Source organism: Bradyrhizobium sp. CCGB20, from assembly GCF_024199855.1.
In the GTDB taxonomy this organism is placed as follows: domain Bacteria; phylum Pseudomonadota; class Alphaproteobacteria; order Rhizobiales; family Xanthobacteraceae; genus Bradyrhizobium.
In genome coordinates this window covers 6497512-6523323 of the sequence record NZ_JANADN010000001.1, presented here as the reverse complement: position 1 = coordinate 6523323, position 25812 = coordinate 6497512, and the positions used below count along the sequence as shown (strand labels likewise).

Here is a 25812-nt window from a genome sequence, read left to right as displayed (position 1 = left end):
TCGTCAACCTTCGGAACCGCCACCGACCGGGCGCATTTGTTGTCATGTCAACCTATCGCTTGAAGAATCTGTTGTCGCCGCATTCGGTTGCGCTCGTCGGCGCGAGCGCCCGCCCACTCTCCGTCGGACGCGCCGTTCTCGAGAACATTCGCAAGGCCGAATTCAAGGGGCGGTTCGGCCTCGTCAATCTACGCCATGCCGAGGTCGGCGGCCTCGCTGCGGTGAAGAGCCTGGACAGGCTGGACTTCGTGCCCGAGCTCGTGGTCATCACCGCGCCGGCGCGAGAGGTTCCCGGCATTATTGACCAGGCCGGACGTCGCGGCTCGGCCGGCGCGCTGATCGTTTCGGCGGGCCTCGGTCATGGACCGGGATCCCTGCACGAGGCCGCAATCGCTGCGGCACGCAAATACGGCATGCGGCTGATCGGGCCGAATTGCCTCGGCATCATGATGCCCGGTGTCAGCCTCAATGCCAGCTTTGCCGCGCACATGCCGGGGGCGGGCAACCTCGCGCTCATTTCGCAGTCGGGCGCGATCGCGGCCGGAATGGTGGATTGGGCCGCACAGCGCGGCGTCGGGTTCTCCGGCATCGTCACGATCGGCGATCAGATCGACGTCGATATTGCCGACCTGCTCGACCATTTCGCGATGGATCACAAGACCCGCGCGATCCTGCTCTATATCGAGGCCATCAAGGACGCACGCAAGTTCATGTCGGCGGCACGGGCCGCGGCGCGCGTGAAGCCCGTCGTCGTGGTGAAGTCCGGCCGCATGGCGCAGGGTGCCATGGCCGCCGCAACGCATACGGGCGCGCTCGCCGGCGCCGACGCCGTCTACGACGCCGCGTTCCGCCGCGCGGGCGTCCTGCGGGTCTCCGATCTGGGCGAGCTGTTCGATTGCGCCGAGACGCTCGGTCGCGTCGAATCGCCGACAGGAAAGCGTCTCGCCATCCTCACCAATGGCGGCGGCATCGGCGTCCTGGCTGTGGATCGGTTGGTGGAGCTTGGCGGCATTCCGGCGTCCATCTCGGCCGAGGCGCGCAAGAACCTCGATGCAGTGCTGCCGCCGACCTGGTCCGGGGCAAATCCCGTCGACATCGTCGGTGATGCCGATGCATCGCGCTACGCGGCGGCGCTGAAGGTGCTGCTCGCGGATCCTGATAATGACGCAGTTCTGGTCCTCAACGTGCAGACCGCGATCGCCCCGGCTGCCGACATCGCGGCAACCGTAACGGAACTCGTCGGCAAATACCGTAAGCAGCACGGCCGATGGGCAAAGCCCGTATTGGCCGTCTGGGTCGGAGCCGATCAGGACATCATTCAGGCGCTCTCCGGCGCCGGCATTCCGAACTACCCGACCGAAGGCGATGCGGTGCGCGGTTTCATGCATCTGGTTCGCCACCGCGAAGTCGTGGAGGAGTTGAGCCAGGTTCCTCCCGCGATGCCCGATACATTCGTGCCTGACGCCCGGGCTGCCAGGCAGATCGTCGCCGCAGCGATCGCGGACGGTCGCAAATGGCTCGATCCCGTCGAGATCAAGCACTTGCTCGGGGCCTATGACATCGCGATGGTGCCGACCCGTGCTGCTAATGATGTCGAGCAAGCAGTCGCCTGCGCCGGCGAGATGTTCGCGCAAGGCGCCACAGTCGTGCTGAAGATCATGTCGCGCGACATCGTCCACAAGTCGGACGTCGGCGGCGTCGTCCTCAATCTGACCACGCCCGAGGCCGTACGCACGGCTGCCACCGACATTCTCGCACGTGCGAGGAAGCTCCGTCCCGAAGCCCGCATTGAGGGCGTTATTGTGCAGGCGATGGTCGTCAAGGCGAAGGCGCGCGAGCTGATCCTGGGTCTTGCCGACGATCCCACCTTTGGCACTGTCGTCGTCTTCGGCCGGGGCGGGACGGCGGTCGAGATCATCAACGACAAGGCACTGGCGCTGCCGCCGCTCGATCTGCAACTCGCCCGCGACCTGATCGGCCGCACGCGTGTATCACGGCTGCTGAATGCCTATCGGGACGTACCCGCGGTCGCGCAGGATGCCGTCGCAATGGTGCTGGTCAAGCTCGCCCAGATGGCCGCCGATATTCCCGAGATCCGTGAATTCGACATCAACCCGCTGCTTGCGGACGAGACCGGCGTGACCGCGGTCGACGCCCGCGTCGCAGTGGGGCCGCCGCTGCGGAAATTCGCTGGCTCCGGCCCGGCCAATTTCGCCGTCCGGGCCTATCCGTCGCAATGGGAGCGTCGCCTGGCGCTCAAGGACGATTGGCGCATCTTCGTACGACCCTTGCGCCCGGAAGACGAGCCGACCATCCACGAATTCCTGCGTCACGTCACGGCGCACGACCTCCGCCTGCGCTTCTTCGCGCCGATGAAGGAGTTCACCCACGAGTTCATCGCGCGCCTGACGCAGCTCGACTATGCGCGCGCGATGGCCTTCATCGCATTCGACGAAGCCACCAACGAGATGGTCGGTGTGGTCCGGCTCCATTCGGACTCGGTCTATGAGAGCGGCGAATACGCGATCCTGCTGCGGTCGGACCTCAAGGGCAGGGGGCTCGGATGGACCCTGATGCAGCTGATCATCGACTACGCGAGATCGGAAGGGTTGAAGGCCATCTCGGGCGACGTGCTCCAGGAGAACACCGTGATGCTCGAGATGTGCCGGCAGCTTGGTTTCGAAGTGAAGCCGGACCCGACCGAGCCTGACATCTGCGACGTCCGGCTCAAGCTCTGAGCGTTCGGCTACGAGCCCGCTTCGGAAGCAGCTGCCGTCTCCTTAGCCGTCTTCTGCAGGTTCTTCACGATGATCGCGATCAGCGGCACCAGCACCGGCATGAGAGTGCTGAGTGGATGATGCACCGCGCCCGATACCTGGGCTTGAAGCGCGCGCGCCTCGATCTGCAGGGCCTCGATGGACGTGCCGTGAATTTCATTGGCGAGCTCGATGTCACGGCCGGAGGGCGGGCGGCCAGCAACGAAGAAGAGGATTCCTGCAATGACGAGGTTGATCGCGCCGAGAGCGGCAGCCGACGCGACTGCACTCCAGATCTGGATCAGTGCGAAATAGGCCGATAGCTCCAGCATTAGCAGGCCGAATGTGGCGATCAGCGCCGCGAAGGCGCGCAGGCCGAGGCCCATCAGCAGATGGCGCAGCCTGATGTCCGCGATGATCCTGTCGGTGCGCCACAGCGCGCGCAGATGTCTGACGACATTTTCGATGTTCACCTAGTGCCTCCTCAGCATGAAGCCGACGACGACGCCGAGCGCGAAAGCGGAGGCGAGCGACGTGACCGGACGGTCCGCAATGAGGCCCTGAAGCTGCTCCTGCTCGTCACTGACGGTTTCGCCGAGCTCGGCCAGCGCGGCCTTGATCTGATCGGCCAGAGCCTCGGCCCGGTCTTTCGAGCTGTCGAACATCTCCTCGCCTGCGGTGCTCAGCAGACGCGTGACGTCAATCTTCAGCGCTCGCAGTTCTTCGCTCATCCTGTCGCTGTCGAACATGGATTTAGGAACTCCCTTGAATGAAACGACCCTAAGATCCGGCGACGCTGCCGCGCTTGACTTACATCAACGGACGGCGCGCGGTCCCGGTCTTGAGGCAGGTCAAGCCGGTCGCCACATGCTGGCCTAAAAATGCCGGCTGAATGGGGACAGATTGTCCCGATGAGGTGGAAGCGTGAACTCCCAACCGCTGTTGCTGGCGACGCCCTCCGGTGATGCGCTGAACTTGTGCCCGCAAGGGCCGTGGACGGCAGCCAACGTGTCGGCGCTCGAAACGCTGTCCCGATCGGTCGGAGCGGACGTCGATCGATCCAGCGCCGTGACGCTGGACATGTCCGGCGTCAGCGCGCTCGACACGCTCGGCGCCTGGGTCCTGGAGAAGTTGTCGCGCAGAGCCGCTTCATCAGGCCGATCGGCAGAATTCGTCGGCGTCGCCGATCATTTCAGCGGACTGATGGACGAGGTGCGTCAGGTCAATCGCCACACGCCGCCGCCTGCGGCCGCGCCAAACCCGGTTCTGCTCAGGCTCGGCGATCTCGGCAAATCCACGGTTGGCGCGCGCGAAGACGTCACGATCTTCCTTCAAATGCTGGGCGCATTGTTCAGCGCCGTGATCGGTGTGCTGCGCCGGCCCCGCTCGCTGCGGCTGACGTCGCTTGTCTATCAGCTCTACCGCATCGGCTGGCAGGCCATTCCGATTGTCGTACTCATTACCTTCCTGATCGGCGCCATCATCGCTCAGCAGGGGTTCTTCCATTTCCGCAGGTTCGGTGCGGAGTCCTACACCGTCGACATGGTCGGCATCCTGGTGCTGCGCGAGCTGGGTGTGCTGATCGTCGCCATCATGGTCGCGGGACGCTCGGGGAGTGCATATACTGCCGAGCTCGGCTCGATGAAAATGCGGGAGGAGATCGACGCGCTCTCGACCATGGGCCTCGATCCTGTCCATGTCCTGATATTGCCGCGGGTAGCAGCCCTGGTCATCGCATTGCCGATTCTCGCGTTCGTCGGGGCGGTTGCGGCGCTCTATGGCGGAGGACTGGTCGCGCAATTCTACGGCGGCATGGCGCCCGCGATCTACATCGCGCGGCTGCACGAGGCCATCTCCGTCACTCATTTCGAGGTCGGCATCCTGAAGGCGCCGTTCATGGCGCTGGTGATCGGGATCGTGGCCTGTAGCGAGGGCTTGCGCGTGAAGGGCAGCGCGGAATCGCTCGGACGGCAGACGACGATGTCGGTGGTGAAGTCGATCTTCCTGGTGATCGTGCTCGACGGCCTGTTCGCGATCTTCTTCGCCTCGATCGGAATGTGACGATGGACGAATCACAAGAGGAGTTCGCGATCCGCGTTCGCGATCTCGTGGTCGGCTTCGGCCGCCAGACCGTGCTCGACCATCTGTCGCTCGATGTCCGCCGGGGCGAGATCCTCGGGCTGGTGGGAGCGTCCGGCGGCGGCAAGTCGGTGCTGATGCGCACCATCATTGGCCTCATCCCGCGCCAGCGCGGGAGCATCGACGTGATGGGACAGCCCATCGGAGGCCGCAAGGAAGGTGCGGCGACGACGTGGGGCATCCTGTTCCAGCAAGGTGCGCTATTCTCCTCGCTGACGGTCCGTCAGAACGTGCAGTTCCCGCTGCGCGAGAATCTGGTGCTGTCGCAGGAGCTGATGGACGAGATCGCGATCGCCAAGCTCGAGATGGTCGGGCTGCGGGCGCAGGACGCCGACAAATATCCGTCGGAGCTCTCGGGCGGCATGACCAAGCGTGTGGCGTTGGCGCGCGCACTCGCGCTCGATCCGCCGATCCTGTTCCTGGACGAGCCGACCTCGGGTCTCGACCCGATCGCCGCCGGCGATTTTGACGCGCTGATAGGGACGCTGCAGAAAACCCTTGGCCTCACCGTGTTCATGGTCACCCATGACCTTGCAAGCCTCACCACGGTCTGCGACCGCGTCGCCGCGCTCGCCGACGGCAGGATCGTGGCGATCGGCCCGATGCGCGAATTGCTGCAATCCGAGCATCCGTGGGTGCGCGCCTATTTCCACGGCAAGCGCTCGCAGATGCTGCAACACGAGATGAGATGAGACATGGAAACCCGCGCTCCCTACGTGCTGATCGGCAGTTTCGTGCTGGCCGCGATCCTCGCGGTGTTCGGCTTCGTCTACTGGCTGAACAACACAGGAGGCATCGGACCGCGCGCGAACTATCACGTGCAATTCCAGGGACCGGTGCCGGGCCTGCTGGTCGGCGCCGGCGTGCTGTTCAACGGCATCCGCGTCGGCGAGGTGACGCAGCTTGGCCTTGCGCCGGACAATCCGCGCTTCGTCAATGCGACGATCTCGGTTGCCTCGACGACACCCGTGCGTGCCGACACCAGGGTCGGGCTCGATTTCCAGGGGCTGACCGGCGTGCCGGTGGTGACGCTGGAGGGCGGCATGATCGTTGCGAAGGCCGGCGAGCCCGTGACCTTGATCGCCGAGGCCGGGGCAGGCCAGAGCATGACGCAGGCGGCGCGCGATGCGCTGCGGCGGGTCGATACCGTGCTGGAGGACAATTCCGGCCCGCTGAAGGATACCATAGCGAATCTCAAGACATTCTCCGACGGGCTCGCACGCAACACCGGCAAGATCGATGGCATCCTGGCGGGCCTCGAGAAGATGACCGGCGGTGGGACGCCGGCGCAGAAGATCACCTACGATTTGCGCACGCCGCAGAATCTCGGGCCTGCCGGCAAGACGCTGTCGGCGTCACTGGCCATTCCCGAACCGACGGCGGTGGCGATGCTCCAGACCCAGCGTATGCTGTTTATGCCCAGTGGCGACAATCCGGGGTTCGCAGACTTCCTCTGGGCCGACAGCATTCCAAAGCTGGTGCAGGCGCGGCTGATCGACAGTTTTGAGAACTACGACATCGCCCACGCGCCGCTGCGGACCACCGATCTTGGACAGGCGGACTATCAGCTCCTGATCGACATCAGGCGCTTCCGCATCGCCACCGAGGGCGAGATGCGGGTCGAGATCGGGCTGTCGGCACGTATCGTCGACAGAAACGGCAAGGTGGTCGCGTCACGCCTCGTCGAGACCAGCGAGAAGCTCGACAAGATCGAGCCGGCCGCAGCCGTCGCAGCGTTCGACGCAGCCTTCGCCCGTATCACGAAGGAGCTGATCGGCTGGACGGTGCAGGCGGTCTGACGCCCTCGCGCCCTACAACAGGGCAAAGCGGCCATCGCTGCCAAAATTGATCTGGGTCAATCGGCTTTGGCGCAGTGCAGTAAAATGCAGCCCGCGCGGTGGACCCGGCCTGATGCGGGGCAGCCGGCGCTTGGAGCGGTCAATGAAGGCTTCCGTGGTGACGATCGAGCCGAACGGGCATTTCTGTAGCGATTGTGCGGTCCGCGACTTCGCAGTGTGTTCGTCGCTGGGCCCGGCCGAGCTCAGGGAGTTCGAGCATCTGGGACGTCGCGTCCATTTTGGCGGGGGCGAGAGCGTCTTCTCCGAGGAGGACATCGCGACCTCGTTCTACAACCTCCTCGACGGCGTCATGCGGCTCTACAAGCTGCTGCCCGACGGCCGGCGGCAGATCGTGGGATTCGGGCTACCCGGCGATTTCCTGGGGATGAATATTTCCGGCCGGTACAATTTTTCGGCCGATGCGATCGGCGGCGTCACCGTGTGCCAGTTCGCAAAAGTGCCGTTTGGCCGTTTTATCGAGGATCGGCCGCACCTGCTCAGGCGGATCAACGAGTTGGCGATTCGCGAGTTGAGCCAGGCGCGCGACCATATGGTCCTGCTGGGCCGCCGCTCGGCGGAGGAGAAGGTTGCCACCTTTCTGCTCGGCTGGCGCGAGCGTCTGGTCTCGCTGAAGGGATCGTCCGACACCGTCCCGCTGCCCATGAGCCGCCAGGACATCGCCGACTACCTCGGCCTGACCATCGAAACCGTCAGCCGCACCTTCACCAAGCTGGAGCGCCATGGGGTGATCGAGATTATTCACGGCGGCGTCAGCCTGCTCGATCCGGCGAAGGTCGAGGCCCTGGCCGCGGCCTGAAGCCTGCTCACGACCCGGCGCGCTCCAATTTTTGATCCCGATCAATGCCGGTGGCCGCGCGCGGCCAATAATGTCCTAACCAATCTCGGGGAGGGCCTCATGCCGACTGACGCGCTGCTGGTGACTATCATCGTCGTGGCCATCTTTGTCGTATTCGCCGGGGCGCTGGCCTGGGCAGACCGGCAAACCAGCGGAAGCCGGCTCGATTCGGACGCCGGGCGCTCCTGAGATCATAATCGCGTGTTGCCCCGGCTGCCGCTGATGCTTCCTTGGCCAGCTCGTGGCCGTTTGGCAGCGTCTCGACGCAATGCCACGTGCGGGGGCTGCAACTCTGCATCGATCGGGGCGCATTGGCTCATCCTTCGGATGCCGCCTTCGCGCCTCACCGCGGCATTTTCGCCGTATTTGGCTCAAACCGTGCGCATGCTTTCCGGTTGAAAAGCCTGCTAACGTTGACTACGCAGGAACTCCAGTGCCTCGCAGTCTTAGGAGCCCAGCGGCGTGCCTCAGGACAAGACCGGCGACCCCCGACAAGCTGCGGGCAACAAATTATCGGTCCTGCGCAAGCACCCGATCTTTGCGGATCTCGAGCCGGACGCGCTCGATCAGCTCTGCCGTTACGCCAAGCACACCACGGTGAAGCGCGGTGCGACGATCGCCGCCAAGGGCGATCCCGGCAACAATTTGTTCGCGGTGATCACGGGAACAGTGAAGATTTCCTCTTCTTCGCCGGATGGCCGGAACGCTATTCTCAATCTGATCGGTCCCGGAGAAATCTTTGGCGAGATCGCGGTTCTCGACGGTGCGCCGCGCTCGGCCGACGCGACCGCCAACACCAATTGCGAGCTCTACATCATCGACCGCCGCGACTTCCTGCCATTCGTGAAGAGCCAGCCGGCGCTGGCGATGAAGTTCATCGAGCTGCTCTGCGCGCGCCTGCGCTGGACCAGCCAGCAGGTCGAGCAGGTGATCCTGCAGAATCTTCCGGGCCGGCTTGCGAGCGCGCTGCTCGGTCTCACCGAAGAGCGCAAGCTCGACTCCGGCAGCGGTACGCTCGCCATCACGCAGCAGGAGATCAGCGAGATGGTGGGCATGACGCGCGAGAGCATCAACAAGCAATTGCGCGCCTGGGCCGGCCGCAACTGGGTTCGCCTCGAGCACGGCGCCATCGTTGTGCTGGATACCGATGCGTTGCGCGACCTCGCCGAGAGCGGCCTCGACGGCGAGTGAGGCCTCAGCCCTGATTGTCGAGGATGGCGACCGCCCGGGTCCAGCCTGCGGACGCTCGCTCGATCTTCACCGGGAAGCACGAGATCGTGAATCCGGTCGAAGGCAGCTTGTCGAGATTGTGCAGCTTCTCGAGATGGCAATAGCCGATGTGCCGCCCCGCCTTGTGGCCTTCCCAGATCAGGCCGGCATCTTTTGTTTCAGCATATTTCTTCGCGGTGAAGACGAACGGCGCGTCCCAGCTCCAGCCGTCGGTGCCGGTCAGCCGTATGCCGCGCTCGAGCAGATACATGGTGGCCTCATAGCCCATGCCGCAGCCGGAGTTGACGTAATCGGCCTGGCCGAATTTTGCGCCGGCGCTGGTGTTGACGACGACGATCTCCAGCGGCGCCAACGTGTGCCCGATCCGTTTCAGTTCCTTTTCGACATCGTCGGCGGTCGCCACGTAGCCGTCAGGCAGATGCCGGAAGTCGAGCTTCACGCCGGGCTGAAGGCACCATTCCAGCGGCACCTCGTCGATGGTCCATGAGCGCTCGCCACGATTCATGGTCGGGTGGAAATGCCAGGGCGCGTCGAGATGCGTGCCGTTGTGGGTGGACAGCGAGACCTGCTCGACGGCCCAGCCCTGGCCATCCGGCAAATCCTCCGCCTTGAGGCCGTCGAAGAACTGCAGCATGCGCGGCAGGCCCTGCTGGTGATCGATATACTGGATCGTCGGGTGGTTGCCCGGCGGATCGGCCGTCACGTCGTTTCGGAGCGGCACGGAAATATCGATCAGCTTCCGCGGCATGGGCATTTCCTCGCGATGGTCCGCACTGTCACGGCCCATCTTGAGGGGGCTGGATTGACGGCGTCAAGTAACGCCTCGGTGCGGATTAATTCTGAAAAACGGCAATGTCTGCCAATTGCCGCCCCGGAGCGCGGCGTGATCGATCAATGCAACTCCAGCATCGATCGATGCCGGATTTGGCTTGGACTCAGAATGCCGCCCGCCCTAGGGACGACATTGGCGGCATCGCGCCGCTGCAGCGCGCATCGCACAGGAACGGGGCGACCGTCTCGCCCGAGCCTCCAAGCCGCAATCAATAGCGGTCGAGCACAACACCAGAGGAACGTCCATGGATACGACGAGCGTAACCTCGCATCCGGCATTGGCCGATGGCGAGGCGGGATTACTCGGAGCCGGCCCTTGCCGGCCTGGCGCCGCATCGATCTGCGCTCCGTCATCAGCCAGCCAAATCCGCTCGACTCCGCCGCGCAATCCTACCAAGGTGGTGCGGTTGTGACGCTTGACTTCACACTTGAAGTGGAGCGACCCAAGGCGGCCGGCAGCACTTGCCCAACGACGACATAATCACTCAGGAGGAAAGCCCAGATGAAGACACTGATCGGTATCATCGCTGCCGCTACGCTGGCGGTCTCAGCGCCTTTCGCGACCGCACGCGATTTCCGCTCCGCCGACATCCACCCCGCCGACTATCCGACCGTCGAGGCCGTCAAGTTCATGGGCAAGCAGCTCGCTGCGGCGAGCGGCGGCAAGCTCGGCGTGAAGGTGTTTCCCAACGGTGCCCTGGGCTCCGAGAAGGACACCATCGAGCAGCTGAAGATCGGCGCGCTCGACATGATGCGGATCAATGCATCGCCGTTGAACAATTTCGTGCCGGAAACCATCGCGCTCTGCCTGCCCTTCGTCTTCCGCGATACTCAGCATATGCGCAACGTGCTCGACGGCCCGATCGGCGATGAAATCCTCGCAGCCATGGAGCCCGCAGGCCTGGTCGGCCTTGCCTATTACGACAGCGGCGCCCGCTCCATTTACACCGTCAAGGCCCCGGTCAAGTCGCTCGCGGACCTCAAGGGCCTCAAGATCCGCGTCCAGCAATCCGACCTATGGGTCGGCATGATCCAGAGCCTCGGGGCCAACCCGACGCCGATGCCGTATGGCGAGGTCTACACCGCTCTCAAGACCGGTCTGGTGGACGCCGCCGAAAACAACTGGCCTTCCTACGAGTCCTCGCGTCATTTCGAGGCCGCCAAGTTCTACAACGTCACGGAGCATTCCCTGGCGCCCGAAGTTCTGGTGATGTCCAAGAAGGTCTGGGACACGCTGAGCAAGGAAGATCAGGCGATGGTCCGCAAGGCGGCCAAGGAATCGGTGCCCGTCATGCGCAAGCTCTGGGATGAGCGCGAGCAGGCGTCGCGCAAGACCGTCGAAGCCGCCGGCGTGCAGGTCGTTACGATCGCCAACAAGGCCGAATTCGTCGACGCGATGAAGCCGGTGTACGACAAGTTCGCCGGTGACGAGAAGCTGAAGGGCCTCGTCAAGCGTATCCAGGACACGAAGTAAGGTTACAGCTCGGGGTCCGGTGTCGCCAATCGGCGGTGCCGGGCCCTCGCGAGGGAGACGCTGGAATGACAGACCCACATGTCGCAAGCCACGAGCAGGAGGTTGCCGGACGTCCGTCGACCGGCTTGCTGTCGCGGATTAACGCCGTCGTCGCTCGCTTGGGCATGTATCTGTCAGTGACCGGCCTGCTCGTCATCGTCACCATCGTGTTCTACCAGGTGTTCGGACGTTACGTGCTCAATTCCAGTCCGACCTGGACGGAGAACCTTGCGCTGGTTCTGATCCTGTATGTCACGCTGATCGGCGCCGCCGTCGGCGTTCGCGACGCCGGACACATCGGCATGGACAGTTTGCTGGTGATGCTTCCGGATCACATGCGAGAGAAGATCGAGCTGGTGATCCACGTTCTGGTGGCCGTGTTCGGCATTGCGATGGCCTACAACGGTTGGATCCTCGGGGCGTCGGTCGGAACCGTGAAGATCCCCAATCTCGGACTGCCCGAGGTCATCCGCTACGTGCCGCTGATCGCCTCTGGCGTCCTGATCGTCTCCTTTTCAATCGAGCACATCATTGCTCTCCTCCGCGGCGAAGAGGTCGTCCCCTCATGGAACTGATCATCCTCGGCGCCACGTTCTTCGGCTTCCTGATCCTCGGCGTCCCGGTCGCCTTCGCGATCGGCCTCTCGGCGATCTGCACCATCCTCTATGAAGGCCTGCCGGTCGCCGTCATCTTCCAGCAGATGATGTCGGGGATGAACATCTTCTCGTTCCTGGCCATCCCGTTCTTCGTCTTCAGCGGCGAGCTGATGCTGCATGGCGGGGTCGCCGACAAGATCGTGCAGCTCGCCAAGAATCTGGTCGGGCACATCCGCGGCGGGCTCGGCATGTCGAACGTGGTCGCCTGCACGCTGTTCGGCGGCGTATCGGGCTCGCCCGTGGCCGACGTGTCGGCGATGGGCGCGGTGATGATCCCGATGATGAAGAAGGAAGGCTTCGACACCGACTACGCCGTCAACGTCACCACCCACGCCTCGCTGGTCGGAGCGTTGATGCCGACCAGCCACAACATGATCATCTATGCCCTGGCCGCGGGCGGCAAGGTCTCGATCGGCGCGCTGATCGCCGCGGGCATCATGCCCGCGCTCGTGCTGATGGCGTGCATGCTGGTCGCCGCTTACGCGGTCGCGGTGAAGCGGGGCTATCCGGCCGGCAAGTTCCCGGGCTGGGCCGAGGTTTTCCGCTCCTTCGCGGCCGCGCTGCCCGGCCTCCTGATCGTCGGCATCATCCTCGCGGGCATCCTGTCGGGCGTCTTCACGGCAACCGAATCCGCAGCCGTCGCGGTGACCTACACGATCCTGCTGACGTTCTTCATCTACCGCACCATGACCTTGCCGAACTTCCTGCGGGCCGCGGCCAAGGCGGTGAAGACGACGGGCGTAGTGTTGTTGCTGATCGGCGTCTCCACCATGTTCCAGTATCTGATGGGGCTCTATGAGGTCGCCGACCTCGCCGGCGACATGATGAGCAAGGTCTCGTCGCAGCCCTGGGTCATCTTCCTGCTCATCAACGTCATCCTGTTCGTGCTCGGCACGTTCATGGATATGGCTGCGACCATCCTGATCTGCACCCCCATTTTCCTGCCAATCGCGATGAAGGCGGGCATGGATCCGGTGCAGTTCGGCATGCTGATGCTGATCAACTGCGCGCTGGGGCTGAACACCCCTCCGGTCGGAACGACGCAGTTCGTGGGCTGTGCCATCGGTGGCATCTCGGTGGGCGCGGTGATGCGCACCATCCTGCCGTTCTACGCTGCCCTGATCGCAGCTCTGATGTTCGTGACCTACGTCCCCGCATTCTCGCTGTGGCTGCCCCGTCTGCTGATGGGCTACAAGGGTTAGCAGCAACAGGAGAATCTGTCCGTGACTGACTATCGCAAGCTCTTCGATCTCACCGGCAAGACCGCCGTCGTGCTCGGCGCCGCCTCGGGCATCGGCAAATCGTCCGCGGAGGCGCTGGCGGGCCTTGGCGCGCGCGTCGTCTGCGCCGACCGCGCGCTTGACGCCGCCGAGGCGACGGCGGCCGGCATTCGCGACAAGGGCGGCTGGGCGGAAGCAGCTAGCTGCGACGCCGCGAGCGCTGCGGACGTCAATGCGCTCGCTAGGACCGTGACGCAGAAATTCCCGCGGCTCGACATCGCCGTGACGACGCCCGGGCTCAACATCCGCAAGACGATCCTCGACTACACCGAGGAGGATCTCGACCGTGTCCTGAACCTCAACGTCAAGGGCACCGTGTGGTTCTTCCAGGCTTTCGGCCGCATCATGGTCGAGCAGAAGGGCGGCAGCATCATTGCCTGCTCATCGGTGCGCGCAGTGACCATCGAGCCGGGCCTTGGCGTCTACGGTTCGACCAAGGCCGCCATCGGCCTGCTGGTGAAGGGGTTCGCCTCCGAGGTCGGCCACGCCGGCGTGCGCGTCAACGCGATCGCCCCGAGCATTGCCGAGACCGCGTTGACCGGCCCGTTCAAGCAGCGGCCCGACATCTACAATCTCTACGCTGGTCACACCGTATTCAACCGCTGGAGCAGCGCCGACGAGGTCGCCACCGCCGTGGCCTATCTCGCCTCGGACGCCGCGAGCTATGTCAGCGGCAGCACGCTGTTCGTTGATGGCGGCTGGACCGCCGTCGATGGCCCGCCGACCGGTCTCACCCAATTGCACAAATAGGGTGGTGATCCGCATCTAGCCGGCAAAGCCGACACGCTGGCGCAGCTCCTTCCGGTCTGCGCCAGTCAGCAGCGCGATCAGCGCAGCCGCCTCCTTCGGATGTGCGGCCCGCGCCGTCGCACCGGCCGTGTACATCGTCACGAGCTCGCAGCCCGGCGGCAGCGATCCCGATAATGCGATGCCCTCGGTCGCGATGATCTCGGTCGCTTGCGTGCAGCCGATCGGACGCGTCGCGGTGGACGATGCAAGCTCCCGCATCGCGGTCGCGCCGTTCGGAAATATCTTGAGGCGCGAAGCCACTTCATAGGCGATGCCGAGCTGATCCAGCACTTTTGCGACGTGCTGTCCGGCGGTCGACGCCTTGGTGTCCGGAACGTAGATGGCGTCTGCGGAGCGCAGCACCTCGCGCAAATCGGCTTCAGTTTTCACGGTCACCTTGGGATCGCGGCTGCGGACCGCCAGTGCAGTCTCGACCCGGCCGACATCGGCGATCGAGGAGGGGGTGACGAGCCCTTCCTCGGCGAGCTTTGCGAGGAGAGCCTGCGTCAGGATCACAAGGTCAGCCGGCGTGCTCGCACGCAGCTTGTCGGCCATCACGCCAACCGCGCCGAACTCGCCATCAATGCCGAATCCGGTCTGCGCCTTGAAGGCGCCGGTGATGCCGCGCACCAGTCCTTGCGCCGCGCCGCCACTCAAAATGTTCACTGTCGTCACGATGCAAGCTCCATGGCTGCGATGATTCTGTCGCGCGTGATCGGCAGGTCGCGCACGCGAACGCCGAGGCAATCATGGACCGCGTTCGCGATCGCCGCTGTCACCGGGCCGTGGGCAGCCTCGCCGGCGCCGACGGGTTCGATCTCCGGCCGCTGGATGATCTCGATATCCACCGCCGGCACTTCACTGAAGGTCAGGACAGGATAGTTTGTCCAGGATGTCGAGGTGATGTGGGTCCGGTCGAAGCGGACGCGTTCCTTCAGCACCCAGCTCGTGGCCTGGATCGCGCCGCCCTCAATCTGGTTGATGACGCCGTCCGGATTGATGGCTTCGCCGACATCGACCGCGAGCGTCAACCGCCGGACGCAGATGTCGTCGGTGCCTTCGATCTCGGCAATGGCGGCGCAATAGGCGCCCATGTTCTTGTAGCGGGCGAAGGCGACGCCGTGTCCGATGCCGCCTTGCTTCTGCGGTTTCCACTTCGCGCGTCGCGCCGCCGCGCGAATAACGTCCCTGGCCCGCTCGTCGCGGAGATGGCGCAGGCGGAATTCGACCGGGTCTTCGCCGCGCAGAGCGGCGATCTCGTCGACCAGGGATTCGATGGCGAACACGTTGCCTTGCGCGCCGAGTGTCCGCAGCGCCGAGGTGCGCACCGGCATGGTCAGCAGCCGGTGGCTCATGATGGTCCAGGCCGGGAGATCATAGAGCGGAACCGAGTTGCGGTCGCCGCCCCCGCCATTGGCGGCAGGCGGATTCGTCGAGACCATGCGGGGGTAGGGGTTTGCGATCTCGGTCGCCGCCAGCAGCGCGGGGTGGGTCGCACGCCCGGGCCGCGCCGCGTGGCCGTTGCTCCAGATCGCATGGCGCCAGCCGATGATCTCGTTGTCCGCATCGAGGTCGGCCTCGATCTCGATGGCCATGGCCGCGCCGAACGGCGCGTGAGACATCTCGTCGTGGCGCGACCATTGCACCCGCACCGGGCGGCCGCCGGCGGCTTTCGCCAGCAGCACGGCATCGAGCGCGACGTCGTCGGCCGCATTGTGTCCGTAGCAGCCGGCACCTTCCATATGCTCGACGACGATGTTCTCGGCCGGCAGCGCGAGAACGATCGCGAGATCGGCGCGCAGCAGGTAGACGCCCTGGCTGTGCGTCCAGACATGGACGCGATCGCCGTCCCATCGCGCCATGGCGCAGGACGGCGCGATCGAGGCATGTGCGATGTAGGGACGGGTGTATTGCCGGCGGAGGGTGCGCGCGAACGTGCGCGTCACTGCCGCCGTCCTGCTGTCGATGACGGTCGTTTCGACCGGCTGGCTCTTCAGGAAGCTTGCTAGATCATCTTCATCGGGCAGCGGCTCGCCGCCCGACCATGTCGCGCCCTTGCGCAAGGCTTTCAGTGCGGCTTCCGCCGCGGCCTCGCTGTCGGCGACAACGCCGGCAAAGCCGCCGTCGCGGACGATCGCAACGAGGCCGGAGACGGCGCGCGCCGCCGTTTCATCGAGCGCGCTCAATTTGGCGCCCGAGACGTCCGGCCGCAGCACCCGTCCGTGCAACAGTCCCGGCAGCGCAAGATCATGGATGAAGCGCGGCCGCGCGAATACCTTGTCGGGAATATCGACACGCTGAATCGAATGTCCAGCGAGGCCGCGCCTGTCGACGCTCTTGGCTATCGCATCCGCCGAGGCATTGCAGTCGAGCGAGACGTCGTCTGCGAGCTCCCAATAGCTGGTCCTGACATTGCCGGGGCCCGAGATCGTGCCGTCATCGATATCGAGCAGCGAGGCATCGACGCCGAGACGTTCCGATGCAGCAGTGATGAATCGCTGCCGCACCTCGGCGCAGGCGTGGCGCAGCGCGCGACCGGACTGCTGGATGGAGAGGCTGCCCGAGGTGACGCCCTCGTTCGGGCTGGTGGCCGTGGAAGCGCGGATCATCTCGATCCGGCTAATATCGACGTCAAGCTCGTCCGCTGCGATCTGCGCCAGCGCGGTGACGATGCCCTGACCGATCTCGACCTTGCCGGGCGAGATCGCCACACGGCCTTCGCCGGTGAGCTTCACCCAGGACGATAGCCGTGGATTGGCCGCGAGGCTGACCGGCAGTTTCGGGGCAGGGGACGGTGCACTCATGACGTTACCATCTCCGCGGCAGCGCGCTGCACGGCGCGAACCATGCGGTTATGCGATCCGCAGCGACACAGATTACGATCGAGCGCGGCTCGGACCTCGGCCTCGGTCGGCGACGGATTGCGCTTCAGCAGCGCCGCTGCACTGATCAGTATCCCCGAAACGCAATAGCCGCATTGCATCGCCTGCTCCGAGATGAAGGCGCGTTGTAGCGGATGCGGTGCGTCCATTGTACCGAGGCCTTCCACCGTGACGACGTCCTTGTCCGCGACCGACCACATCGGCATGTCGCAGGAAGCCATCGCGCGGCCGTCGACCATGACGTGACAGGCCCCGCACTCACCGGCGCCGCAGCCGAAATGCGGACCGTTGACCCCGAGCCGTCCGCGCAGCACATCAAGCAATGTCTGGTCAGGATCGGTGTCCACCGCAACGGCGGCGCCGTTGAGCTGGAATTGAATGGTAGGCATTATCGCTCTACAGCCTCAGGATTTGTCGAACTTCTTGACGACGTCGGCCCATTTCTCGATGTCGCCGCGCAGGAATTTGTCGAATTCCGCCGGTGTCATGGACATGGGTACGGCGCCCTGCTCAGTCCAGAGTTTGACGATGTCGGGCCGCTTCACCATTGCGTTTACGGCGGCATTGAGCTTGTCGATGACAGGCTTCGGCGTGCCGGCCGGCGCCATCAGGCCGAGCCAGATCGTCGCCTCATAGCCCGCGACACCGGCCTCGCCAGCGGTCGGAACGTTCGGCAGCACTGCAGAGCGCTGCTTGCCGGTGGTCGCGAGTGCACGAACCTGGTTCTCGCCGATGTTCGGCGCCATCGCCGGCACCGCGTCGATCATCATCTGCACCTGTCCGCCGATCACGCCGCTGCGCGCCTCGCCGCTGTTGCGGTAGGGCACGTGGACGACGTCGATGCCGGCCATGGCTTTGAACAACTCGCCGGCCATGTGATAGGGCGTGCCCTGTCCGGAGGAGGCGTAGTTCAGCTTGCCCGGCTGCGATTTGGCGAGCGCGATGAACTCCTGTAGCGTCTTTACTGGGACCTGCGGGTTCACCACGATGACCAGATCGGAATAGTTCACCGGCGCAATCGGGGCGAGATCGCGCATCAGCTCGTATTTACGCTTGTCCGGCGTCAGCAGCGATTCGTTCGCGGTCTGGGTGTTGGACATCATCAGCAGCGTGTAGCCGTCGGCCGGCGATTTCGCCGCTTCGACCGTGCCGATGACCCCGCCCGCGCCGGTGCGGTTCTCGACCACGAAGGGCTGACCAAAGCTCTCCTGGAGCACGTTGCCGATCAACCGGGCCGCGACGTCGGCCGGGCCGCCGGCGCCGAAGGGGACGACGATCCGGACCGCGTGGTTGGGATAATCTTGCGCCAGGGAGGGGGCCGCGGAGAATGCGGCGAGGAGCCCGGCCGCCAGCGCCAGCATGAATCGTCGGGCCATCATGCCCACCTCCCTGATATCGTTTTTGTTGGCCGGCACTGTAGCGGCAGGGGATGCGGACTGTCGACGCTTCACGAAGCCGATTGTGCCGGGAATATCGCGCCGTTTTCGGCGTGGTGGCGCCCCATTTCGCAGTCGCGGCAGGAACCATTGGCGCGGGCGATTTGAGCAAATCGCATGGGCGTTGCCGGATAAATGCCCTCGGCTGGCCGGTCATTTGGTGTTACGAATTTGACCATGAACCAGCACGCCAAGATCGAAATCCGCCATTCGACCTGTCCGCACGATTGCCCGTCGGCCTGCGCCCTCGACATCGAGGTGGTCGAAGGCCGCAGCATTGGCCGCGTCCGCGGTTCGAAGAAACAGACCTACACGGCCGGCGTCGTCTGCGCCAAGGTCGCCCGCTATGCCGAGCGCATCCATCATCCTGAGAGGGTGATGTTTCCGATGCGCCGCATTGGGCCGAAGGGCTCCGGCCAGTTCGCGCGGATTTCCTGGGACGAGGCGCTCGACGAGATCGCCGATCGCTTCAACGAGGCCGAGCGCGAGTTCGGCGCGGAATCGATCTGGCCCTATTACTACGCCGGCACGATGGGGCTGGTGATGCGCGACGGCCTCAATCGCCTCACGCACGTGAAGAAATATTCGCGCTTCTATCAGACCATCTGCGCCAATGTCGGGCGCATCGGGTTCGCGATCGGCACCGGGAAGATCGCCGGCGTCGATCCGCGCGAGATGGCGCTCTCCGACCTCGTGGTGATCTGGGGCACCAATCCCGTCAACACGCAGGTCAATGTGATGACGCACGCCGCGCGCGCGCGGAAGGAGCGCGGCGCCAAGATCGCGGCGGTCGACATCTACGACAACGAGACCATGAAGCAGGCTGACATCAAGATCATCCTGCGGCCCGGCACCGACGGCGCCTTCGCGTGCGGTGTGATGCATGTCCTGTTCAGGGATGGTCACGCCGACCGCGCCTATATGGACAAATACACGGATTGCCCCGCCGAGCTCGAGGCGCATCTGAAGACGCGCACGCCGGAGTGGGCGTCCGCGATCTCAGGCGTGCCGGTGTCCGAGATCGAGGCCTTCGCCAAGCTGGTCGGCGAGACCAAGAGGACCTTCTTCCGGCTCGGCTACGGCTTCACCCGCTCGCGCAATGGCGCCACGCAGATGCATGCTGCGAACTGCATTCCCGCGGTGACCGGCGCCTGGCAGTATGAAGGCGGTGGCTCCTTCTTCAACAATTACGCGCTGTGGCACTTCAATGAATCCATCATCGAGGGCCATGACGCGATCGACAAGGCCACGCGCGCACTCGACCAGTCGCAGATCGGCCGCATCCTCACCGGCGATGCCGAGGCTCTGCTTGGCAAGGGGCCGGTCAAGGCGATGCTGATCCAGAACACCAATCCAATGACGGTGGCACCGGAGCAGGCGCTGGTACGTCAGGGTTTTGCGCGCGAGGATCTGTTCGTGGCGGTGCACGAGCAGTTCATGACCGAAACGGCTGAGATGGCCGACATCGTGCTGCCGGCGACCATGTTCATGGAGCATGACGATCTCTATTACGGCGGCGGCCATCAGCACATCTCGGTCGGTCCGAAACTGATCGATCCACCCGGCGAATGCCGCTCCAACCACGAGGTGTTGCAGGCGCTGGCGCCGCGGCTTGGCGCCAAACATCGAGGCTTCGAGATGACGCCGCGCGAATTGATCGACGCGACGCTGAAGCTGAGCGACCATGGCGACATCGCCGGCCTCGAAGCCGACATCTGGCGCGACCTGCAACCGGACTTCCGCACCGCGCATTATCTCGACGGCTTTGCCCATGCGGACAAGAAATTCCACTTCAAGGCCGATTGGGCGCATCCCCCGTTCGGCCAGACGATGGGCGATTTCGACAAGATGCCGTCTTTGCCGGACCATTGGGCGGTGATCGAGCGTACCGATCAGGCCCATCCGTTCCGGCTCGCCACCAGTCCCTCGCGCAGCTTCCTCAACACCACCTTCAACGAGACGCCGTCCTCGCAGGCGCGCGAGGGCAAAGCGAGTGTGATGATCCATCCGCTGGATGCCGCCGCGCTCGACATAGCCGACGGCGATGCCGTGACGCTCGGCAACGGCCGGGGCGAGACCACGCTGGCGGCAACGCTGTTCGAGGGCGTGCGTCGCGGCGTGCTGATTGCGGAATCCGTGCACCCCAACAAGAACCACATCGGTGGCCGCGGCATCAACATGCTGACCGGAGCCGATACGATCGCGCCGATCGGCGGGGCGGCCTTCCACGACAACAAGGTCTGGATCAGGAAGGCCGTCGCGGTCTGAGGCGCGCTCGTGCTTCGACCACCGTGCAAATTTGTGTCGAGGCGCTAAAGCCGCGCCTCGCCGCAGATTGCCCTTGCGCCTGCCGCCCGAGCTGCCGCAAATGGCTGCAAAACGGGACCAAGGAAGCGAGCGTGCCATGACCGACACCACAGCCGTCATCACCGAGAAGCGCGGGCAGGCGTTCTGGATCACGATCAACCGGCCGGAGAAACGCAACGCGCTGAACGGCGAAGTGATCGCCGGCATCACCAAGGGTTATCGCGACGCGCATGACGACAAGGACGTCCGCGTCATCGTGCTGACGGGCGCGGGCGACAAGGCGTTCTGCGCCGGCGCTGATCTGCAGAATTCCGGCGCGGCTTTCGCGATGGATCATTCCAGGCCGAATGTCGACTATGCCGATCTGCTGCGACTGTCGCAGAACGCGACGAAGCCGGCGATTGCGCGCGTGGGCGGCGTCTGCATGGCCGGTGGCATGGGCCTGCTCTGCATGACCGATATGGCGATTGCCGCCGATCACGTCATCTTCGGCTTGCCGGAGGTGAAGGTTGGCGTATTCCCGATGCAGGTGCTGAGCCTGTTGCAGTCCATCGCGCCCCCGCGCCTCGTCAACGAATGGGCGCTCACCGGCGAGCCGCTCGACGCGAAGGCCGCGCAAGGAGCGGGCCTCCTGAACTACGTTGTTCCGGCAGCCGAGCTGGATGCCAAGGTCGACTGGCTGATCGGCCGCATCGTCGACAAATCCCCGACCGCGATCCGCCGCGGAAAATATGCCATGCGCGCCATCGCCTCGATGTCGTTCGACGAGAGCATCGCCTACACCGAAAGTCAGATCGCGCTGCTCGCAATGACCGAGGACGCGAAGGAAGGCCTGAAGGCGTTCGGCGAGAAGCGCAAGCCGGTCTGGACGGGGCGGTGAGCGCGAAGCTCCTGGCGCAGGTCGTAGGGTGGGTTGGCCCTGCAGATGCACGAAGTGCATCTGCTCGGCGTAACCCACCACTGTCTGTCGCCGCGGAAGAAGAGGTGGGGTACGACCTGCGGGCCGCGCTTTGCGCGCCCACAGTGCTAACCCACCCTACGGCATCTTAGCCCGCGTTGGCCTTCAGCCCTGCAGCCTGGATGCCCGCCACCGCGCAGGCTTCGTCGTTGTCGGAAGTGTCACCGGAGACGCCGACGGCGCCAAGCAAGGTCGTACCATCCATGATCAGCACGCCGCCGGGAACCGGCACCAGTGCGCCCTTTGCAATCGTGTTCACGGCGTCGATGAAATAGGCCTGCTCCTGCGCGCGCTGAAACAGCGCCCGTGAACCCATGCCCATGGCGAGCGCGCCATAGGCCTTGCCGTGGGCGATCTCGGCGCGCATCAGGCTGGTGCCGTCTTGCGCCGCGGCGCTCTTGAGCACGCCGCGTGCGTCCAGGATGGTGACGACCAGCGGCTTGAGCTTCAGCTCACCGGCCTTGGCCAGGGCGGCGTCGAGAATCTTGCGGGCGGTGTCGAGCGTGAGTTCAGCCATGGCTGGTTTCCTTTGCAGCGAGAGAAGTGGAATTGGTCTCAGTACGATCAAGGCTCATCGCCAGCACGCGCGCGACATGAAGGGCCTCGCGCTGGGTGCCGTCGTGGATCTGGTGCCGGCATGAGGTGCCGTCGGCGACGACGAGTGTCCTCTGGTCCGCGCGCCGCACGGCGGGCAGCAGCGACAGCTCGGCCATCTCGATCGAGGCGTCGTAGGTGTCAGCGCCATAACCGAACGCGCCAGCCATGCCGCAGCAGCTCGATTCGATGGTCTCGACCTTCAGGCCGGGTACTAGGCGCAGCACCTGCTCGACCGGCTTGAAGGCACCGAAGGATTTTTGGTGGCAATGCCCATGCACCACGGCCTTGTCGGCCACGGTGCCGAGCGGCAGTTGCAGCCGGCCGGCCTCGGCCTCGCGCACCAAAAACTCCTCGAAGGTCAGGGCGTGGGCGCCGACGGCCTTGGCGGCATCGTCCTTGCGCAGCGAGGCGAGCTCGTCGCGGAGCGTCAGCAGACAGCTCGGCTCCAGGCCGACGATCGGCACGCCGCGCGCGGCGAACGGCGCAAAGGCGGAGACGAGCCGGTCAAGCTCGGACTTCGCTTCGTCGACAAGACCGGCTGACAGAAAGGTGCGGCCGCAGCAGAGCGGGCGGCTGCCGCTCGCAGGTTTTGGCAGGTGCACCCGATAGCCGCCCGCCGCGAGCACGCGTAGCGCCGCATCGAGATTCTCGCGCTCATAGATGCGATTGAAGGTGTCGGCGAACAGCACGACCTCGCGGCCGGTTTCCGGTCCGACGGCTTCGGCCGGCGGCACGAACACGTCCTTGCGGAAGGCGGGCAGGGCGCGGCGGGCGCTGATGCCGGCAAAACGCTCGAACAGCTTTCGGAGCAGTGGGCTGCGGTTGCGCAGATTCGCCAGCGGCGCGAAGCGTGCAGCAACGCCGGCATAGCGCGGGAGATAGCCGACCAGTCGATCGCGCAGCGTCAGGCCGTGCGAGGCGGCGCGCGCGGCCAGCACCTCGATCTTCATTTTGGCCATGTCTACGCCGGTCGGGCATTCATGGCGGCAGGCCTTGCAAGAGACGCAAAGTTTTAGCGTTTCCATCATCTCGTCGGAAGACAACGCATCAGGGCCGAGCTGGCCGGAGATCGCGAGCCGCAAACTGTTCGCACGCCCGCGCGTGACATCCTTCTCGTTGCGCGTGGCGCGATAGGACGGGCACATCACGCCGCCCTCGAGCTTGCGGCAGGCGCCGTTGTTGTTGCACATCTCGACCGCGCCCTGGAAACCGCCGCCGGCGCCGGGATAAGCCGACCAGTCGAGCTTTGTCTTGAGCTCCGCGACGCGATAGTCCGGCTTGAAGCGGAACAGCGAGCGGTCGTCCATCTTCGGCGCATCGACGATCTTGCCGGGGTTGAGAACGCCGTCGGGATCGAAGCGCTGCTTCACCTCTTTGAAGTCGGCGACGAGGCGCTCGCCGAACATCGTCTCATGAAATTCGGAGCGCACCAGGCCGTCGCCATGCTCGCCGGAGTGCGAGCCCTTGTACTCGCGCACCAGCTCGAAGGCCTCTTCCGCGATGGCGCGCATCGCCTTGACGTCCTTCTCCAGCTTCAAATTCAGAACCGGGCGCACATGCAGGCAGCCTTCGGAGGCATGCGCGTACATCGTGCCGCTGGTGCCGTGCTTCGCAAACACCTCGTTCAGCCGCTGGGTGTAGTCGGCGAGATGCGGCAGCGGCACCGCGCAGTCCTCGACGAAGGAGACCGGCTTGCCCTCTTGCTTCATCGACATCATGACGTTGAGGCCGGCGGCGCGGAAATCGGCGATGCCGCTTTGCAGCGCGGGCTCGGTGACCTCGACCACGCCGCCCCATTTGCGCCTGTCGTTATTCCAGCCGAAACCCAGATCGCTCATCAGCTCGGAGAGCTCCTTGAGGCGTACGAGATTGTCCGCCTGGTCCTCCTCGGCGAATTCGACCACCAGCACGGCGTCCGGATCGCCCTTGATCGCGGCCGAGATAATGGGACGGAACATCGCGATGTCGCGGCCGAGCGCGAGCATGGTACGGTCTACCAGCTCGACCGCGATCGGCTTCAGCTTGACCAGGTACTGGGCCGCATCCATCGCCTCGTAAAAACTGCCGAAATGGCAGATTCCGAGCCCCTTGTTGCGGATCACCGGCCATAGCTTCAGCTCGACCTTGGTGGTGAAGGCGAGCGTGCCTTCAGAGCCGACCAGCAGATGCGCCATGTTGTTGCGCGCGTTGCGCGGCGTCAGGGCATCGAGATTGTAGCCGCCGACCCGGCGCTGCACCTTTGGAAAGCGCGCGGCGATCTCCTCGGCCTCGCGCGCGCCGAGATCGAGCATGTCGCGGAACAGAGCACGCATGGTCTCGCCGCCGTCGCCATCCGAGAGATCGCGCGAGACCTCGCCAAAACGGCTCAGCGTGCCGTCGGCGAGCGCCGCCTCCATCGACAGCGTGTTGTCGCGCATGGTGCCGTAGCGCAGGCTACGGCCGCCGCAGGAATTGTTGCCGGCCATGCCGCCGATGGTGGCGCGCGAGGCCGTGGAGACGTCGACCGGAAACCACAGGCCGTGTTTTTTGAGTTGGCGGTTGAGGTCGTCGAGCACGATGCCGGGCTCGACCACGCAGGTGCGGCCCTCGACGTCGAGCGACAGGATGCGGTTGAGGTGTTTCGAGAGATCGACGACGAGGCCGTCATTGACGGTCTGGCCGCATTGCGAGGTGCCGCCGCCGCGCGGGGTGACCTTGCGGCCCTCGTCGCGGGCGATCGCGAGGGCCCGTAGCGCCTCATCCATGGTCCGCGGCACCACCACGCCCGCCGGCATGATCTGGTAGAACGAGGCGTCGGTGGCGTAGCGGCCGCGGCTGAAGCCGTCGAACAGGACGTCGCCGGTCATTTCCGCGCGCAGGCGCCGTTCGAGCGAGGAGGCGTTCGTCATCCTTGGTCCCGGAGTGATCCAACGAGGGGCTGAGGCCCGGTTGGAGTATTCATTCTTGTTTCTGACCGATTATATTATGAATTCAAAATGAGCAAGCTGGCCGCCCCTCAAGGCGAGGCTGGCGCGCCGTCCTGGGGCTCGGTCAGGTGCTCGATCGCCGCCGTCCGCTTGTTGCGCAGGTGCAGGAACAGGATATCGCTGAGCTCGCTCGCAGCGCGGCGGCGCAGTGCATCGAGGATGGTCTCGTGCTCGCGCATCGCCTCCGCCCAGCGCTGCCGCTTGCGGGCGAAATTGGCGGAGTAGCGGATGCGGCGGATCCGGCCGGCGAAGTTGGCGTAGGCGATCTTTAGCGTCTCGTTGCGCGCGGCCGCGACGATACTCTCGTGGATGCGCTGGTTGGTCTGGAAATAGCCGTGCATGTCGCGGTGCAGATAGTGGCCGTACATCTCGTAGTGCAGCTGCTCGATCGCGGTGATTTCCGCATCGGTAATGGCTTCGCAGGCGAGGCGGCCGGCCAGGCTCTCGAGCCCCGCCATCACGTCGAACAGCTCCTCGAGGTCGCGCTGGCTGAGCTGGCGCACGCGCGCGCCGCGGTTGGGCAGGAGTTCGATCAGGCCTTCCGCGGCGAGCACTTTCAGGGCCTCGCGTAGCGGCGTGCGGGAGATCCCGAGCATCTCGCAGAGCTGCCGCTCCGGAACGCGCGCGCCGTCGGGAATGTTGCCCTCGACCACGTAGTCGCGCAGCCGCAGCAGGATCTCGCCGTGAAGCGAGGCCTCCTGGCGGTCGCCGCCATTTGTGGCGGGCGGGGTGATCGGAACCCCGGTGTCGGGAATCGTGGATTTCATTTGCAGCACAA

General features: G+C 64.8%; 23 protein-coding genes. 13 read left to right on the top strand and 10 right to left on the bottom strand.

The genetic code is table 11. The features are described from left to right. The first annotated feature begins 44 nt into the window (after positions 1-44). Entirely contained in the window at positions 45-2738 is a 2694-nt protein-coding gene (locus NLM15_RS30570; protein ID WP_254121489.1) for a bifunctional acetate--CoA ligase family protein/GNAT family N-acetyltransferase, read from the top strand. Between the two features lie 8 nt (positions 2739-2746). On the opposite strand, the gene NLM15_RS30565 is transcribed toward NLM15_RS30570, so the two are convergent. After that, positions 2747-3229: a phage holin family protein gene (locus tag NLM15_RS30565; RefSeq protein ID WP_254121488.1), complete on the bottom strand. Its 483-nt coding sequence runs from the start codon at positions 3227-3229 to the stop codon at positions 2747-2749. Further along, positions 3230-3505 carry a hypothetical protein gene (locus NLM15_RS30560; RefSeq protein WP_254121487.1) on the bottom strand — a complete coding sequence of 92 codons (276 nt, stop codon included), beginning with the start codon at positions 3503-3505 and terminating at the stop codon, positions 3230-3232. It lies immediately after the preceding gene. A 175-nt stretch (positions 3506-3680) separates the two neighbouring features. Here NLM15_RS30560 and NLM15_RS30555 point away from each other — a divergent pair, with 175 nt between their 5' ends. From NLM15_RS30555 to NLM15_RS30535, 6 genes are all read left to right on the top strand, one after another. After that, positions 3681-4817 (top strand): MlaE family lipid ABC transporter permease subunit, encoded by a 1137-nt coding sequence (locus tag NLM15_RS30555; protein ID WP_254121486.1) that lies wholly within the window; start codon positions 3681-3683, stop codon positions 4815-4817. 2 nt (positions 4818-4819) lie between these two features. Next, positions 4820-5587, top strand: a complete 768-nt coding sequence (locus NLM15_RS30550) for an ABC transporter ATP-binding protein (protein ID WP_254121485.1) — start codon at positions 4820-4822, stop codon at positions 5585-5587. Positions 5588-5590: 3 nt separating this feature from the next. Beyond that, positions 5591-6694 (top strand): ABC-type transport auxiliary lipoprotein family protein, encoded by a 1104-nt coding sequence (locus tag NLM15_RS30545; RefSeq protein WP_254121484.1) that lies wholly within the window; start codon positions 5591-5593, stop codon positions 6692-6694. A 142-nt stretch (positions 6695-6836) separates the two neighbouring features. Then, complete coding sequence (locus NLM15_RS30540; RefSeq protein ID WP_254121483.1) at positions 6837-7550, top strand: helix-turn-helix domain-containing protein; 714 nt, start codon at positions 6837-6839, stop codon at positions 7548-7550. A 99-nt stretch (positions 7551-7649) separates the two neighbouring features. Then, positions 7650-7778 carry a hypothetical protein gene (locus NLM15_RS43575; RefSeq protein ID WP_256565512.1) on the top strand — a complete coding sequence of 43 codons (129 nt, stop codon included), beginning with the start codon at positions 7650-7652 and terminating at the stop codon, positions 7776-7778. A gap of 273 nt (positions 7779-8051) precedes the next feature. Next, complete coding sequence (locus NLM15_RS30535) at positions 8052-8780, top strand: Crp/Fnr family transcriptional regulator (protein WP_028156606.1); 729 nt, start codon at positions 8052-8054, stop codon at positions 8778-8780. A gap of 4 nt (positions 8781-8784) precedes the next feature. Here NLM15_RS30535 and NLM15_RS30530 read toward each other — a convergent pair whose 3' ends face one another. Continuing rightward, positions 8785-9567: a cyclase family protein gene (locus NLM15_RS30530; RefSeq protein WP_254121482.1), complete on the bottom strand. Its 783-nt coding sequence runs from the start codon at positions 9565-9567 to the stop codon at positions 8785-8787. Between the two features lie 585 nt (positions 9568-10152). Between NLM15_RS30530 and NLM15_RS30525 the strand changes: the two genes are divergently transcribed. The 4 genes from NLM15_RS30525 (at position 10153) to NLM15_RS30510 (ending at position 13849) form a co-directional block, all read left to right on the top strand. Then, positions 10153-11124 carry a TRAP transporter substrate-binding protein gene (locus NLM15_RS30525; RefSeq protein WP_254121481.1) on the top strand — a complete coding sequence of 324 codons (972 nt, stop codon included), beginning with the start codon at positions 10153-10155 and terminating at the stop codon, positions 11122-11124. Positions 11125-11189: 65 nt separating this feature from the next. Further along, complete coding sequence (locus tag NLM15_RS30520) at positions 11190-11738, top strand: TRAP transporter small permease (RefSeq protein WP_254121480.1); 549 nt, start codon at positions 11190-11192, stop codon at positions 11736-11738. Further along, a complete protein-coding gene (locus NLM15_RS30515) occupies positions 11729-13021 on the top strand; it encodes a TRAP transporter large permease (RefSeq protein ID WP_254121479.1) in 1293 nt (430 codons plus the stop codon). The genes NLM15_RS30520 and NLM15_RS30515 overlap by 10 nt, the downstream gene beginning before the upstream one ends. Before the next feature lie 21 nt (positions 13022-13042). Further along, positions 13043-13849: an SDR family oxidoreductase gene (locus NLM15_RS30510; protein WP_254121478.1), complete on the top strand. Its 807-nt coding sequence runs from the start codon at positions 13043-13045 to the stop codon at positions 13847-13849. A 15-nt stretch (positions 13850-13864) separates the two neighbouring features. On the opposite strand, the gene NLM15_RS30505 is transcribed toward NLM15_RS30510, so the two are convergent. From NLM15_RS30505 to NLM15_RS30490, 4 genes are read right to left on the bottom strand one after another with little or no spacing between them, the layout of a single operon-like run. Next, on the bottom strand, positions 13865-14563 hold the full coding sequence (locus NLM15_RS30505) for a substrate-binding domain-containing protein (protein WP_254121477.1): 699 nt from the start codon (positions 14561-14563) through the stop codon (positions 13865-13867). Continuing rightward, positions 14560-16692 carry a molybdopterin cofactor-binding domain-containing protein gene (locus NLM15_RS30500; RefSeq protein ID WP_254121476.1) on the bottom strand — a complete coding sequence of 711 codons (2133 nt, stop codon included), beginning with the start codon at positions 16690-16692 and terminating at the stop codon, positions 14560-14562. The genes NLM15_RS30505 and NLM15_RS30500 overlap by 4 nt, the downstream gene beginning before the upstream one ends. Further along, positions 16689-17159 (bottom strand): (2Fe-2S)-binding protein, encoded by a 471-nt coding sequence (locus NLM15_RS30495; RefSeq protein WP_254121475.1) that lies wholly within the window; start codon positions 17157-17159, stop codon positions 16689-16691. The genes NLM15_RS30500 and NLM15_RS30495 overlap by 4 nt, the downstream gene beginning before the upstream one ends. Positions 17160-17174: 15 nt before the next feature. Further along, positions 17175-18149 (bottom strand): tripartite tricarboxylate transporter substrate binding protein, encoded by a 975-nt coding sequence (locus NLM15_RS30490; protein WP_254121474.1) that lies wholly within the window; start codon positions 18147-18149, stop codon positions 17175-17177. A 234-nt stretch (positions 18150-18383) separates the two neighbouring features. On the opposite strand from NLM15_RS30490, the gene NLM15_RS30485 reads away from it, so the two are divergent. Continuing rightward, the gene (locus NLM15_RS30485; RefSeq protein WP_254121473.1) at positions 18384-20474 is read left to right on the top strand and encodes a molybdopterin oxidoreductase family protein; all 2091 of its coding nucleotides are present in this window, start codon (positions 18384-18386) and stop codon (positions 20472-20474) included. A gap of 136 nt (positions 20475-20610) precedes the next feature. Next, the gene (locus NLM15_RS30480) at positions 20611-21393 is read left to right on the top strand and encodes an enoyl-CoA hydratase/isomerase family protein (protein WP_254121472.1); all 783 of its coding nucleotides are present in this window, start codon (positions 20611-20613) and stop codon (positions 21391-21393) included. A gap of 166 nt (positions 21394-21559) precedes the next feature. Here the strand turns inward: NLM15_RS30480 and NLM15_RS30475 are convergent, their stop codons facing one another. The 3 genes from NLM15_RS30475 to NLM15_RS30465 form a co-directional block, all read right to left on the bottom strand. Next, complete coding sequence (locus NLM15_RS30475; protein WP_254121471.1) at positions 21560-21988, bottom strand: heme-binding protein; 429 nt, start codon at positions 21986-21988, stop codon at positions 21560-21562. Then, positions 21981-24956 carry an FAD-binding and (Fe-S)-binding domain-containing protein gene (locus NLM15_RS30470; RefSeq protein ID WP_254121470.1) on the bottom strand — a complete coding sequence of 992 codons (2976 nt, stop codon included), beginning with the start codon at positions 24954-24956 and terminating at the stop codon, positions 21981-21983. The genes NLM15_RS30475 and NLM15_RS30470 overlap by 8 nt, the downstream gene beginning before the upstream one ends. A 107-nt stretch (positions 24957-25063) precedes the next feature. Next, positions 25064-25801, bottom strand: a complete 738-nt coding sequence (locus NLM15_RS30465) for a GntR family transcriptional regulator (RefSeq protein WP_254121469.1) — start codon at positions 25799-25801, stop codon at positions 25064-25066. Between the last annotated feature and the right edge of the window lie 11 nt (positions 25802-25812).